The 13,256-nt window shown below is 60.4% G+C and carries 13 protein-coding genes and 1 tRNA gene; 10 read left to right on the top strand and 4 right to left on the bottom strand.

Annotation, left to right across the window (positions count from 1 at the left end):
* Positions 1-373: 373 nt before the first annotated feature.
* From E6C55_RS03535 to E6C55_RS03515, 6 genes are all read left to right on the top strand, one after another.
* Positions 374-934 (top strand): GNAT family N-acetyltransferase, encoded by a 561-nt coding sequence (locus tag E6C55_RS03535; protein ID WP_136368398.1) that lies wholly within the window; start codon positions 374-376, stop codon positions 932-934.
* 474 nt (positions 935-1,408) lie between these two features.
* Positions 1,409-1,485: transfer RNA gene (locus E6C55_RS03530), tRNA-Arg, on the top strand.
* A gap of 391 nt (positions 1,486-1,876) precedes the next feature.
* Positions 1,877-2,719: a YihY/virulence factor BrkB family protein gene (locus tag E6C55_RS03525; RefSeq protein WP_136368397.1), complete on the top strand. Its 843-nt coding sequence runs from the start codon at positions 1,877-1,879 to the stop codon at positions 2,717-2,719.
* Between the two features lie 212 nt (positions 2,720-2,931).
* Positions 2,932-3,087, top strand: a complete 156-nt coding sequence (locus E6C55_RS33600) for a hypothetical protein (protein ID WP_168735441.1) — start codon at positions 2,932-2,934, stop codon at positions 3,085-3,087.
* Between the two features lie 49 nt (positions 3,088-3,136).
* A complete protein-coding gene (locus tag E6C55_RS03520) occupies positions 3,137-3,559 on the top strand; it encodes an EamA family transporter (RefSeq protein WP_136368396.1) in 423 nt (140 codons plus the stop codon).
* Between the two features lie 4 nt (positions 3,560-3,563).
* Entirely contained in the window at positions 3,564-4,175 is a 612-nt protein-coding gene (locus E6C55_RS03515) for a TVP38/TMEM64 family protein (RefSeq protein WP_136368395.1), read from the top strand.
* A 1,104-nt stretch (positions 4,176-5,279) separates the two neighbouring features.
* Here the strand turns inward: E6C55_RS03515 and E6C55_RS33595 are convergent.
* Both E6C55_RS33595 and E6C55_RS03510 read right to left on the bottom strand, forming a co-directional pair.
* Entirely contained in the window at positions 5,280-5,417 is a 138-nt protein-coding gene (locus E6C55_RS33595; RefSeq protein WP_168735440.1) for a hypothetical protein, read from the bottom strand.
* A gap of 36 nt (positions 5,418-5,453) precedes the next feature.
* The gene (locus E6C55_RS03510; RefSeq protein ID WP_136368394.1) at positions 5,454-5,807 is read right to left on the bottom strand and encodes a hypothetical protein; all 354 of its coding nucleotides are present in this window, start codon (positions 5,805-5,807) and stop codon (positions 5,454-5,456) included.
* 275 nt (positions 5,808-6,082) lie between these two features.
* Between E6C55_RS03510 and asnB the strand changes: the two genes are divergently transcribed.
* The gene (gene asnB / locus E6C55_RS03505; protein WP_136368393.1) at positions 6,083-7,936 is read left to right on the top strand and encodes an asparagine synthase (glutamine-hydrolyzing); all 1,854 of its coding nucleotides are present in this window, start codon (positions 6,083-6,085) and stop codon (positions 7,934-7,936) included.
* A 91-nt stretch (positions 7,937-8,027) separates the two neighbouring features.
* On the opposite strand, the gene rdgB is transcribed toward asnB, so the two are convergent.
* A complete protein-coding gene (rdgB, locus tag E6C55_RS03500) occupies positions 8,028-8,666 on the bottom strand; it encodes an RdgB/HAM1 family non-canonical purine NTP pyrophosphatase (RefSeq protein ID WP_136368392.1) in 639 nt (212 codons plus the stop codon).
* Positions 8,663-9,412, bottom strand: a complete 750-nt coding sequence (gene rph / locus E6C55_RS03495; protein ID WP_136368391.1) for a ribonuclease PH — start codon at positions 9,410-9,412, stop codon at positions 8,663-8,665. The genes rdgB and rph overlap by 4 nt, the downstream gene beginning before the upstream one ends.
* A gap of 272 nt (positions 9,413-9,684) precedes the next feature.
* Here rph and E6C55_RS03490 point away from each other — a divergent pair, with 272 nt between their 5' ends.
* The 3 genes from E6C55_RS03490 to E6C55_RS03480 are packed head-to-tail and all read left to right on the top strand — an operon-like array spanning position 9,685 to position 13,254.
* Positions 9,685-11,010 (top strand): spore germination protein, encoded by a 1,326-nt coding sequence (locus E6C55_RS03490; RefSeq protein WP_168735439.1) that lies wholly within the window; start codon positions 9,685-9,687, stop codon positions 11,008-11,010.
* Between the two features lie 6 nt (positions 11,011-11,016).
* Positions 11,017-12,162, top strand: coding sequence for a hypothetical protein (locus tag E6C55_RS03485; RefSeq protein ID WP_136368389.1), 1,146 nt, complete (start codon positions 11,017-11,019; stop codon positions 12,160-12,162).
* A gap of 9 nt (positions 12,163-12,171) precedes the next feature.
* A complete protein-coding gene (locus tag E6C55_RS03480; RefSeq protein ID WP_136368388.1) occupies positions 12,172-13,254 on the top strand; it encodes a Ger(x)C family spore germination protein in 1,083 nt (360 codons plus the stop codon).
* Positions 13,255-13,256: the final 2 nt, after the last annotated feature.

Genomic DNA, 13,256 nt, shown 5'->3' with positions numbered 1-13,256 from the left:
GCCCGCACTGCTTCCGATCCCGTTCGGACCGTTCTTCCCCGGCGCCGGATTCGGCCCCGGCTTTCCCGGCCCTGGTCCCGGTCCGGGCTTCGGTCCCGGATTTCACGGTCCGGGCTTCGGTCCCGGATTTCACGGTCCGGGCCCCGGATTCCACGGCCCCGGACCCGGCGCACACATCGGCGGCTTCCATCGCGCGCAGGCGAAGGAATAGCGAGCGGAGCACCGCCCGGCCCGGACAACCGTCCCGACCGGATAATCGTCCCAAGTCGTCTCTCCCGTCGCTTCGACGGGCGGGGCGGCTTTTTTCCGAGATAATAATGGACAACCTAGCAACACCGCACCTCCCCATCACGAGCCGACAGGAGAACACACGATGACAATCCGACCTGCAACGCCGCGCGACGCCGAGCCCGTCGTCCGGCTTATCGTTCGCGCCATACACGACATTGCCCTGCAACTGACCGGCGAGACGTCCGAGCAAGCGGCCGCGCGGCAGTTGGAGCAGTATTGCCAGACGGAAGGCAACCGCTTCAGCTACCGCAACATTCTGGTTAAACAATCGGAAGGCGAAGTCGCGGGCATGATTCTCTGCTATCACGGCAGCGACGCCCCGAGCCTCGACAAGCCGATCCAGGACCGGCTGCGCGCAACACTCGGCGATGCGAACGCCGTCCTCGATGTCGAAGCCGACCCCGACGAATTTTACATCGACTCGTTCGCCGTGTTCGAGGACTATGCGGGGCGGGGCTTCGGAACCGAGCTGCTTGACGCCGCCGAAGCCTGGGCTGCGCGGCTGGGCCACCGCAAGCTCGCGTTAAACGTCGACTACGCCAACGAGAGAGCGCATTCCCTCTACCTCCGCCTCGGTTACGTCCAGAACAAGGACGTGACGATCAACGCGCTGCCGTTCCGTCATATGGTCAAATTTATATAGCTGCCTGCAGCCCATCTATCCGCCAATGAGCCGTCCGCCCACGTGCCCGCCCTGCGCCCTTACGCCCATACGCCCATGCGCCCATACGCCATGCACCCATGCGTCCATGAGCTCGCCCATCCGCCCTCCGATCCGATGATCCACGCGATTTTATGCGTTTTTTCACATTCGTCGGCACGGATTCCGCATATAGTCGGGCGTTTTATGCGATTTTTAGCATACATCCGGCGCTTCGGACCGGAATCGCCGCCATGGATGCGGTTTTTCGCATATAATCGCCCAAGTGACCCGTTATGGAGCTGCGCCAATGTGAATTTTCGCATAAAACCCGTCATCCGCGCCCAAAGCTCGGGATTGCCGGGCCGGGCCGAATCGGGGCCAAGGGATAAGGCGGGAGCTCGAGCGTATCCGGTCCATTTTTCCCAAAAATGTACTTGAGCTCGCGAGCGCCCTGTGGTAATATAATCTGGCTGTGTCCCAGTAGCTCAGTAGGATAGAGCACTCGCCTTCTAAGCGAGTTGTCGGGGGTTCGAATCCCTCCTGGGACGCCATTTATCCAAGAGATAAGCAACGTCGACAAATATTCAAAAACCTCGGATGCCTTGATACATAAGGAACTCCGAGGTTTTTCCTTGTTATCCTCTCTGGCTATATTGGCTGGCAGGCGGAATCGTTGTTGCGGCGGTCATTCATTTTATGTTTAAAATCTCCCGCAATCGCCTATATAGAGTGGTGGTCGTTGTGCTTGGATTGGCCGCATGGGCTGCAGTCGGGATAAATATGATTCTATATCCGGACACATGGTAGAACCGACTGCGCGCACTGCCACCCGTCGAACCTCCTCTCTCGCAATCCCCCGTTACGCCGCGGAGGCTGTTTTTTAATCCGTGCCGCTCGGGGTAATAACGATCATACATTCGAACGGAAGGGAGGCGCTGCCCCATGAATCCGATGAGAACGCTGATGAACCGGCTGCCGCCGCGCCTTCGCGGCTTGATCGCGCAATTCAACGAGACGGACGTCCTCTCCTTGGGCGCCCAGCTCAGCTATTACTTGATTCTGGCCTTCTTCCCGTTCCTCATCTTCCTGATCAGCTTGATCGGCTACTTCCATCTATCCTCGGATACGCTGATGGACATCTTGACACGCCTTCTGCCGAACGCTACCGGAAGCTCGGTGCGGGACGTCGTCGGCGAAGTGACCGCGAACCAGAGCGGGGCGCTGCTCTCCGTCGGTCTGCTCGGCTCGATCTGGTCGGCCTCCGGCGCCGTGAACGCGATGATCAAGGGACTCAACAAAGCCTACGGCGAACAAGAGCAGCGGGCGCTCTGGAAGATGCGCGGCATCTCGCTGCTGGCCACTCTCGTTCTCGCCGCGATCATCATCATGGTTATGGCTCTGCTCGTGTTCGGACAGACGATCCAGGAGGAGCTGTTCACCCGGCTCGGCGTGCCGGATCATTGGTCGAGAGTGTGGTCGGTGCTCCAGGTCGTCGCTCCGGTCGTCGTTCTTTTCTGCGTGTTCCTGCTGCTCTACCGCATGCTGCCGGATCGCCGCCTCACCTGGCCGGAAGTGATGCCGGGCTCCATCTTCGCCTCGGTCGGCTGGATCGCCTCCTCGCTGCTCTTCTCGTTCTACGTGAACAACTTCGGCAACTACAGCCGGACGTACGGAAGCCTCGGCGGCGTCATCGTGCTGCTGATCTGGCTGTACCTCAGTTCGATCATCCTGCTCGTCGGGGGCATCGTCAACGCGGATATGGCGAACAACAAGCGGCAAGCGTAATTTTTCGCGGGAATGCGGTCCTCGCCGATTGCTTGTCTCCTCCCGATTCGGTACCATAATAGCTGGAACCCAATTCGACAGCCGGAGGCTCCCCACGATGATCTCGTTCCTGCTCACCGTCAAACGCACGCTGACGGACTTCGCCACTCCTTCAAGGACAAGCGCTTCCGCAGCCTGTTCCTGACGACTCTTCTCATCCTAAGGTGTTCACGATGATTTACACGCTGGCGGGAATCGGCGTCGTCTTCGGCTTCGTGTTCTGCATCACGAAGGGGATTCACTTCTCCAAGGAGGACAAGGACGAGAAGAAGGGCGAAGAGAAGCCTGCCGGGAAAAACGGAAAGGGAGCGCCCCGTTCGCACGGGTAGCGTGCCCCGGCTCGTCTGCGGAGTCGGAACGTAAGGAAGGTGATGGCCCATGTGGCTCGTTTATGCGTTGCTCTCGGCCGTAATGGCGGCGCTTGTCGCCCTCTTCGGCAAGATCGGATTAAAGGACCTGGACGCGAATGCGGCCACCGCCATCCGATCCGTTATCATGGCCGTGTTCTTGGTGGCCGTCGTCTTCGTTCAAGGCAGAAGCGAACAGCTCGGCGAGATTCTCGCCAATCGCAAGGCGCTGCTCTTCATCGTGCTGAGCGGAACCGCCGGGGCGCTGTCCTGGCTGTTCTACTTTATCGCGCTCAAGAACGGCAAGGTGTCGCAGGTGGGCCCGATCGACAAGCTGAGCGTCGTCTTCGCCGTCCTGCTGGCCCTCCTCTTCCTGGGGGAGAAAATCTCGCTGGTCAACGGAATCGGAATCGCGCTTATTGCGGTCGGAGCCATTCTGGCGGCGCTGAACTGACGGCATGAGACGCGTATGCGCCATTGCGGCGGCGCTCGTCGCCGCGGGATTCGTCGCGGCTTATCGGAACGAGCTGCTGGCCTTCCTCGGCGAGGCCGATTATGCGGTCGTCTACCTGATCGCGCTGGCGCTTGTGCTCGTCCCCGCGGTGCCGTATAAGGTCGTGATCGCGACGCTCGGCTACGCGCTCGGCCCGCTCGCCGGGGCGCTCGTCAGTTGGCTGGCGGCCACGACCGCTTCGCTCCTCGTCTTCGCGCTGGCGCGGTATCTCTTCCGCGAGCCGGCGAGCCGTTACCTCGGCCGCTTCTCCGGCACGGCCAAGCTGGCGGAGGCGATGGAGCGCCGGCCGTTCCTCGCGGTGCTGACCGTACGCCTGATTCCCGTCCTGCCGCAGGCGCTCGTCAACGTCTACCCCGCGCTGACCAGAATCGGGATCGGCCCTTATCTGCTGGCGTCCGCCCTGGGCAAAATCCCGTCCATCCTGCTGTTTGCCTATCTCGGCAAGGACATGTTCTCGGACCCGTCCAGCTTCCTGCTGTTCCTCGCCGCCTACGCGCTGGTCTTCCTGATCGGGTACGGGGGCTATCGCAGATGGGCAAGGGAGAAGAGAGCATAAGCGGCCGGACGACTTGGACGATTTTACTTTTGCGATTTCTTTTGCGATTTTATATGAATTTTTGTGCCAATGCGATTTTTCGCATAAAGTCCGGCAACCAGCAGCGATGGCGACAAAACAGGCGACAAACAAAGCGATAAGAAAAACGCCTAACGGTCCTTTGAGTGCGAGCTTTTGTACTCTTATCCATCGACTCCAGCGTCATGCAGCAAGGCGCTATCCCCCTTCTGCTCGTTTATGCCTCTTCTCCCAACCGCTCAGGAACCTCTTGGATCTTGGCTCTTCGCCGCCCCCCTCCCCCCCGCCGGGTGATCCCCACTCCCTCCCCTCCTGAACGAGCGGGAGAGGAGACCTAATGCTGCTAGAGGGGGAGAAGAGCGGGGGGAGAAGCGGGGAGGCGTTGCCGCGTACCGGATTCATGGCAAGCTGATCGCTATGCGTTGGGTGCGGCGCTCCTCTCCCGCTCCGTGAGCCTAGATGGCAGGGTGGGACAGCCGTTCGGGTTGTCATAGCGGTTTTTCGCATAAGGAAGACGGTCGAGACATCGCGTCCTGACCGTTCCACCCCACGCTGTTCGCACCTCCGGTCCACCGGCTTTTATCCTCTGATCCGCCGGCTTTTGCCCTCTGATCCGCCTGCTTTTGCGATTTTATGTGGTTTTTCACATTCATCGGTTTGAATGAGCCGCGATCTCGGCGTTTTATGTGATTTTTAGCATACATGCGGCAACGGGAGCCGGAATTTTCTCTATATACGCTATTTTTCACATAGAATCGTCCAACCTGCCCGTTATCGCGCCGCTCGAATGTGAAATTTCACATACATTCCTCGTATCCGGCGAGTCCGGCGAGATGCCCGGTCTCCCTCCCGCACGATTCAAAATGAGCTGCCCCAAAACTTATAGATTCTTATATGTCAAAAACAAGCAGCCCCATTCCGCGTCCAGGCGGGGTGGGGTTGCTTGTTCGGCATAACGGCTCATTCGGCGCAATGCTCTCTATGCATAACTGCCCGCCCGGCGGACTGCTCGTCCGGCGCGATTGCTCTCCGTGCCTAGCCGCCGGCCGACACGACAGCTCATCCGGCGCCGGAGCGGCCGCCGCTTCAACGATTATGCGGCGTTGCCGGCGCGTTCTGCGCGGGATGCGGCTCCGCATTCGTCACCTTGACGACGTTCTCGGCGAACTGCTCGCCTCTGACCGCGTAATCGTTCCCCTTGTTTTTTTTCCTTCCCTTGGCCATTGCGATTCCTCCTTAGCAGGTCTTCGTCTCAATTGATCAAAGAAGCTGCCGATCCAATTGGCTGCGAATGTCCCCGTATTCGAGAATCCGCCATCCGAACTCGGCTCGGTCCTCCAGCGCCCCGTGGTTCGGTCCGGCGAACAGAACCGACGTGAGGTCAAGTAATTCCGGCTCGCTGCGCCTGCTGCTCTCCGCTCTCGCCTCGTCCTCTTCTGCCGCCGAATCGTTCAAGATGATCCGAACGAGCTGATAGCGACCGCTGCCCTCCCTGCGGAAGTAGGCAAGCAGTTGCGGCGCGCTCGACTGGTCGGTCTCGAGCTCGACTTCGGCGAAGCGCTGGCCGCCCCGGTCGAGAATCCGGCGGAATGCCGCCTTCCGAATCGTAATCATGCGAGAATTCCTCCGATTGCCTTCCTGAGCTCTCCAGATCCGCGTGCTGGTTCCCATTCAGCTTGCCCATTTCCCCGGATCTTATGTCGCCCTTCGCCGACTCCCCGGCGCCGCCGAGGGGCAAAACGGCGGTTAGCGGAATATGGTGTAAGCGGGATGTTTATCTCGGTTCGTCTCGGTAACTCTCGGTAAATCTCGATAACTCTCGAGAAGTCTCGTTTCGCTGTCGGCCGCTTCGGACTGCGTCGGCCGATCTCTAGGGAGGAATGCATGACATGTGCGGGATAACGGGCTGGATTGATTGGCAAGAGGATCTGACGAAGCAATCGGAAGTCGTCGAGCGCATGACGCGAACGCTGGAGCTGCGGGGCCCCGATGCCTCGGGAACGTGGCTGTCCCGGCATTGCGCCTTCGGTCATCGAAGGCTCAGCGTCATCGATCCCGTCGGCGGAGCCCAGCCGATGGTCAGACCGTCCAAGCAAGCGGAGGACCACGATTGCGTCGTCGTCTACAACGGGGAGCTGTACAACGCCCCCGAGCTCAGGAAGGAGCTCGAAGCGCTCGGATACTCGTTCCGCACGACGTGCGACACGGAGGTTCTCCTCCTCTCGTACGTGGAGTGGGGACCCGAGTGCCTCGATAAATTCAACGGAATCTTCGCCTTCGCCATCTGGGAGACGGAGAAGGAGCAGTTGTTCCTGGCGCGGGACCGGCTCGGCGTGAAGCCGCTGTTCTTCCGCCGGGAAGAAGGGCGCCTGCTGTTCGGCTCGGAGCCGAAAGCGATTCTCGCGCACCCGGACGTCCCCGCGGAGATCGACGCCGAAGGGCTCGCCGAGCTGTTCATCATCGGCCCCGCGCGCACGCCCGGCCAGGGCGTCTGGAAGGATATGTCGGAGCTGAAGGCGGGACACTGCCTCATCTACAATCGCGACGGCATGCGAATGTCCGCCTATTGGAAGCTGGAGAGCCGGCCGCACGAGGACGACGAAGCGGCGACGGCCGAGCGCGTCGGCGAGCTGCTGCTCGATACCGTGGAGCGCCAGCTCGTGTCGGACGTTCCGCTCTGCACCCTGCTCTCCGGCGGCCTCGACTCGAGCGCGTTGACCTCCCATTCCGTCCGGTATTACGCCCGGACCGGGCACGACCAAGTCCACACGTACTCGGTGGATTACGTCGACAACGACAAGTACTTCACCGCGCACGCCTACCAGCCGAATTCGGACGCCCCGTGGATCAAGAAGATGCACGACTACCTCGGCACCGAGCACCACTACGTCACCTTCGATACCCCGGAGCTCGTCGGCGCGCTGGAAGCGGCTGTGCTCGCGAAGGATTCCCCCGGCATGGCGGACATCGACGCATCGCTCTACCTGTTCTGCCGGGAGATCAAGAAGGGCGCGACGGTCGCTCTCTCCGGGGAGGCGGCCGACGAGATCTTCGGAGGCTATCCGTGGTTCCACCGCCCCGAGGCGCTGAATGCCGGAACGTTCGGCTGGTCGCTCTTCCCCGAGCTGAGAGAGAGCGTCATGTCCGACGAGCTGCGGGAGAAGGTGCGGCCGATGGACTACCTCGGAGACCGGTACGCCCAAGCGGTCGCGGAGGTTCCGCATCTACCCGGGGAATCCGACGCCGAGCGCCGGATGCGTGCGATGTCCTATCTGAGCATCACCCGCTTCATGCCGACGCTGCTCGATCGGAAGGACCGGATGAGCATGGCGGTCGGCCTCGAGGTGAGGGTGCCGTACTGCGATCATCGGCTCGTCGATTACGTCTTCAACATCCCGTGGGAGCTCAAGATGGCCGGCGGTCGGGAGAAGGGCATCCTGCGCAAGGCGCTGACCGGCGCGCTTCCGGACGAAGTTCTGTATCGCAAGAAGAGCCCTTATCCGAAGACTCATAATCCAGGCTATCTGAACACCGTCAAGAGCCTGCTGCTCGAGAAGCTTGACGATTCCTCCTCGCCGCTCCTTCCGCTGATCAACGTGCCGAAGGTTCGCGAGATGGCGATAACCGCAGACAGCACCTCCCACCTGCCCTGGTTCGGGCAGTTGATGTCCGCTCCGCAACTGTTCGCTTACCTGCTGCAATTCGACTTCTGGCTTCGCCACTACAAGGTCAGAATCGTCTGATCGAAACAGAAACGGTCGGACCTCCGCCCTCCCATAGCAAGACGGAGGTCCCCCGGGCCGTCGCGGCCTGGGGAACCCCCGTCGATATCGCTTATCTGAGCTTGTCCAGCAGAAGCCGCAGCGCGCGGCCGCGATGGCTGATCTCGTTCTTGCGCGCCACGCTCATCTCGGCCATCGATCGGCGATCCTCCGGCACGTAGAACAGCGGATCGTAGCCGAAGCCCCCGTCGCCGCGCTCGCCGTCCATGATATAGCCTTCGATCGTTCCCCTCGCCGTCGTCCGCTCTCCCGTAGCCGGCTCGTACAGGACAAGCGAAGCGACGAACCGGCCCGCGCTGAGCAGCCGCCTTCCCGCCGGCGCTTCGATGTCGATCGCTGGAAGCTCGGGAAGGGCGCTCAGCTCCCGCAGCAGCTTCGCGTTGTTGTCCGCGTCCGAGCATCCCGGACCGGCGTAGCGCGCCGAATAGACGCCCGGCTCCCCGTCAAGCGCGTCGACGCACAGCCCCGAGTCGTCGGCCAGCACCGGCAGGCCGGTCAGATCGGCGACCGTCTTCGCCTTGATGAGCGCGTTCTCCTCGAACGTCGTCCCCGTCTCTTCGATGTCCGGAATGTCCGGAACCTCCCGCAGGTCCTTCACGGCGACGCCGAGCTTCGCGAACGCTTCGGCGAACTCCTTCGCCTTCCCGCCGTTGCGGGTTGCGATCAACAGCGTATCCCCGGGTCTGATCATGCTTGCATTCCCCCGATCTTAAGTCCCGCTTCTCCGAGCACCTCGCGCTGCCAGGCGATCAGGCGCCCGATGCCGCTCTCCGCCAGCTCCAGCATCGCGTCCAGCTCCGCCCTCGCGAACGGGGAATCCTCTCCCGTCCCCTGAACCTCGACGAACGCTCCTTGCCCGGTCATCACGACGTTCATATCCACCTTGGCCTTGGAATCCTCCTCGTAGTTCAGGTCGAGCAGCGCCTGTCCGTTCAGCATGCCGACGCTTACGGAAGCCAGGTAATCCGCGAGCGGATACTTGGCGCCGAACTTGCCCGCTGCGGACAGCTTGTGGACGGCAAGCGCCAGCGCGAGGAACGAGCCCGTGATCGAGGTCGTCCGCGTCCCTCCGTCCGCTTGCAGGACATCGCAATCGAGCATAATCGTGCGCTCTCCGAGCGCCTCGAGGTTCACGATCGATCGCAGCGCCCGGCCGATCAGCCGCTGAATCTCCATCGTGCGGCCGCCCAGCTTGCCTCGAACCGACTCGCGGGGATTCCGCACCTGGGTCGCCCGCGGCAGCATGGAGTACTCCGCATTGATCCACCCCTTGCCCTGTCCCTTCAGGAACGGCGGCACCTTCTCTTCTATCGTGGCGGTGCAGAGCACCTTCGTATCTCCCATCTCGATAAGAACGGAGCCTTCCGCGTATTTATTCGGCTGAAGCGTAACGGCGAACGGCCGCAGATCGCGGGGCTGCCTTCCGTCTCCTCGCATCGTCATTCCTCCTGACACCAACTTTTCGATCGTCAAACCTCCCCCATTTTACCAAAGTATTCGTACAAAAGCATCCGAGGCCGTTCGCCCGCAAGCCGCACGCAAGCCCCTCGCAAGCCGTCCGTCCATCCATCCATCCATCCATCCGTCCATCCGTCTATCTGTTCGTCCAGCTGTCCGTCCATCCGTCCGTCCGCTCTCCGGCATGATATCCGCGAGAACGGGCAAGCTATCCATTGGTGGGAATGGGAGCCAGGAAGAGAGGACATCCGATGATCGAGCAGATGCGCGCCGAATTCGGCGATTCGAAGGATATGGTCACGGAGGTTCTCGACAACGGATTCTCGCGCCTGGAGCTATGCTTCTTCCCCGGCATGTGCGACATCGTTCAGGTCAAGGATGCCATCCTGGTCCCGTTCTCCTATCGCTTCGATCCGGACGAATTCAGACGAATGCTGAAGACGGGCCTCTCGTTTATCGAATCCGACGAGCCGAAGAAGTGGCCGGAGATGCTGCTCAAGGGCTGCGTTCTCCTCCAGTACGAGGAGAAGGTTTACTCCTTCGCGGCCATCCGCAAGATGCAGAAGGAGCCGGGCAATACCGAGGTCGAAGCCTCGCTGCAAGGGCCGCAGTCCTCCTTCACGGAAGACCTCGACATGAACATGTACCTGCTGCGTCTCCGGTACAACGTCCCGAGCTTAACCGCCGAGCAGTTGCAGAAGGGCGAGCTGTCGGGCACGCGAATCATGGTCGTCTACGACAGGCTGAAGGTCGACGGCGGCTCGCTGGACGAGCTTCACAAGCGGTTGGACAAGATCAGGCCCAAGCTGATCCAGGCGGCGGGTCAGCTCGCCATGTTCATCGGAAACACCCGCTTCAGCATGTTCCCGATCACGCTTCAGACGGAGCGCCCGGATCGGGTCGCCCAGCTCATACAACGAGGCAAAATCGCCATCCTGGTCGACGGGAGCCGATTCGCCGTTACGCTTCCCGTTCGGTTCTTCGACTTCATGCACGCGATGGACGACGATTACGAGCCTTATTGGATGGGGAGAATCATTATTTTTTTCCGCTATCTTGGCATGATTCTGTCGATGACGCTGCCCGCCCTCTATATTGCGGCTTGCTCCTACAATCCCGAATTCTTCCGCGTGCAATTGGCGTTCTCCATCGACGGAAGCCGGGCCGCCGTTCCTTACCCCTCCTTCGTGGAGGTGTTCATCATGCTGTTTATGATCGAAGCGCTGATCGAATCGAGCATCCGGCTGCCCCGGTTCGTCGGCTCGACGGCCGCTACCGTGGGCGGGCTCATTCTCGGGCAAGCCGCGCAGCAAGCGGGACTGGTCAGCAGCATCATGATCATCGTCACGTCCGTCGTCGCCATCTCCAACTTCGTCATTCCGAACAGCTCGTTCAGCTACAGCATCCGGGCTCTTAAGTATGTTTTTGTCCTGGTCGCCACGTTCTACGGAATGGTAGGCATCATCGTGGCCATCTTCCTGATCGTCGTCTACCTCTGTCACCTGCGCAGCTTCGGGCAGCCTTATCTGGCCATCAATCTGAAGCGGGATCAGCGGCAATCGCAACAATCGAGGTGAGTTGTCTTGAACCGTTACTTCTATTACCATGTCTTCTACATCGGCATGATGAACGTCATGCTGTTCGTTCCGTTTATCCTCATTCAGAATCGGTTCAATGGCGCCGTCAGCGGCATTCTCTTAAGCATTGCGATCGGAACGGTCATGTCCATCGGAACGATCCGCAGCTACCGGCAGTTCCCCGAGATGGGGCTTCCCGAGATTCTCAAGCGCTTCATGCCGCCATGGCTTGTCGCCGTCATGCTCTACCTGTCCAGCCTGCTGTGGCTCGGAGGAGCCGTTATCGTCACCTATACGTTCTCTCAGACGATCGGGATGTTCTTCAACCCGGACATGAACCATTATCAGTTCCTCCTGCTGGTCATCGTGGCAAGCGTCTTCGCCGGTTCGCGATCGACCCGGACGGTTCAGTTCGCGAACGAGATTCTGTTCTGGCTGTGCCTGCCGTTCCTCGTGTTTATTCTCGCCAAAGCGTTGACCAACCCGTATATGAGCTGGGATGCCGTGCGGGTCGTCGCCGGGTACGTGAGCGAGTTCCCCTCCTTCAAGGTGCTGGCGGCGGCGACGTTCTTCTTCACCGGCTACCTGAACCTGACCCTGTTCAACCGGCTCTTCCCCGCGAACTTCCGGATCAACCATCTGTGGGCGATTCCGCTGCTTGGAGCGTTCTTCGGATTCGTGTCGTTCTTTATCCCCATCGGCTTACACGGCACGGTCGGCGTCGAGCAATATGTTTACGTGTGGAGCGTAACCGCCGATTCGATGTTCCTGAAGTACGGCTTCATTCAGCGGGTGCTGTTCCTCTTCCTGATCATGTTCACCCTGCTGTCGCTCATGTTCATGATGAACGTGTTCCATGCGTCGATGGAGTATATCAAGGCCAGCCATCCCCGCTCCAAGCCTCAGCCGGAGCAGGTGCCGGTACCGAAGACGAATTGGCTTCTCTGCTCCGTGTTCGGGGCGCTCTGCTTCCTGTTCTCGCTCTGGGCCAACCAAGGAAGGAGCCAGTGGGCGACCGGCGCGTGGCTGAGCGTCCGCTTCCTGTTCGAGATCATGAGCTTTATCCTGATCGTCGTGCTGGCGATTATCGAGAAGCGCCGGGCGGCAACAAGACCGCATTCTCCCCCGTCGTCCGCGTCCAGCGGGCAGTAGGAGGCGCCGATGAAGAGAATCGTCCTGGCCTTGATCGCGTGTGTGCTCGCAAGCGGCTGCGGCATGAAGGATATCGACAAACGATTCTACGTCGTAACGACGGGCATCGATATGACCGACAATCCGGAGAAGCCATATCGCATCTCTCTGAGGCTCGCCATCACGGCGGCTCGAGTGGAGAGCGGTTCCTCGCGAACCGAGATCCAGACGGTCGATGCCCCCTCCATTGCGGAAGGGGTTCGGCTGCTGAAGTCGCATGTGGACAAGGAGCTGGAATTCGGCCACTGCCGAATGTTTATTCTGGGCAAGTCCCTGTTGGAAAAGGCAACCCCCGAGACGATGAGCTGGTTCTCCAGACGGCGCGACATTCAGATGATCTCGTACTTCGGCGTGGGCGAGCCCGATGCCCTTGCCGTCTTGAAGGTCGAACCGAAGTCCGAACGCTATCCGGGCAATGCGCTGTTCCTCAGCTTCGGCAACGAGGGGACGGAATCGCCTTATACGATAACGACGTTCCTCTTCGATCTGGTTCGCAAAATCAAGGAGCGGGGAATCGATCCGATCCTCCCTATTATCCGGGCGCACAATCGAACCTATGTGATCGACAAATCCGTCGTCGCCAACAAACAGGGACAGCGCCTCTTCCTTAGTGCGGAAGAGACGCAGCTCTTTAAGATGACCTCGGCGGATTCCTCCAAGTCGGAGCTCGTGCTGCCCATGGAGGATGGAACGCGGGTCGTGATGTATGTGTCCCAGATCCGCACCAAAGTCCGCATCTCCGCCGGGGATGCCCCCACCGTCCGGCTGAAGATCAAAGTCAGCGGCGTCCTTGAGGAGAGCGCGCCCGAATTGCTGGAGAAGGATTGGCACGGGCTGGAGCAGCGGATGGGGCAGCGCTTCTCGAAGCAGGTCGAAGAGCTGCTCGTCAAGCTCCGGGATGCGGACGCCGATCCTTACGGCTTCGGTCTTCGTTATCTGGCCCAGCACTTCGGCAAGGACAAGGAATTCAAGGCTTGGGAAGCATCCTACCCCGAAGCGAAGTTCCAAGTGTCCACCGACGTTCGCATCACCGGCCCCGGCGTTATCCGCTGAGG

Origin of the sequence: Cohnella fermenti (assembly GCF_004801405.1) — a bacterium.
GTDB classification, from domain to species: domain Bacteria; phylum Bacillota; class Bacilli; order Paenibacillales; family Paenibacillaceae; genus Cohnella; species Cohnella fermenti.
Note: the sequence above shows the minus strand (reverse complement) of the source record. Positions and strands in the feature narration are given on the sequence as shown.

Coding starts and splice junctions, on each gene's coding strand:
- E6C55_RS03490 (WP_168735439.1), top strand. CDS start 9,685: ATGATCGAGCAGATGCGCGCCGAATTCGGCGATTCGAAGGATATGGTC.
- E6C55_RS03520 (WP_136368396.1), top strand. CDS start 3,137: ATGTGGCTCGTTTATGCGTTGCTCTCGGCCGTAATGGCGGCGCTTGTC.
- E6C55_RS03480 (WP_136368388.1), top strand. CDS start 12,172: ATGAAGAGAATCGTCCTGGCCTTGATCGCGTGTGTGCTCGCAAGCGGC.
- E6C55_RS03535 (WP_136368398.1), top strand. CDS start 374: ATGACAATCCGACCTGCAACGCCGCGCGACGCCGAGCCCGTCGTCCGG.
- E6C55_RS03525 (WP_136368397.1), top strand. CDS start 1,877: ATGAATCCGATGAGAACGCTGATGAACCGGCTGCCGCCGCGCCTTCGC.
- E6C55_RS03515 (WP_136368395.1), top strand. CDS start 3,564: ATGAGACGCGTATGCGCCATTGCGGCGGCGCTCGTCGCCGCGGGATTC.
- E6C55_RS03510 (WP_136368394.1), bottom strand. CDS start 5,807: ATGATTACGATTCGGAAGGCGGCATTCCGCCGGATTCTCGACCGGGGC.
- asnB (WP_136368393.1), top strand. CDS start 6,083: ATGTGCGGGATAACGGGCTGGATTGATTGGCAAGAGGATCTGACGAAG.
- rph (WP_136368391.1), bottom strand. CDS start 9,412: ATGCGAGGAGACGGAAGGCAGCCCCGCGATCTGCGGCCGTTCGCCGTT.
- E6C55_RS33600 (WP_168735441.1), top strand. CDS start 2,932: ATGATTTACACGCTGGCGGGAATCGGCGTCGTCTTCGGCTTCGTGTTC.
- E6C55_RS33595 (WP_168735440.1), bottom strand. CDS start 5,417: ATGGCCAAGGGAAGGAAAAAAAACAAGGGGAACGATTACGCGGTCAGA.
- rdgB (WP_136368392.1), bottom strand. CDS start 8,666: ATGATCAGACCCGGGGATACGCTGTTGATCGCAACCCGCAACGGCGGG.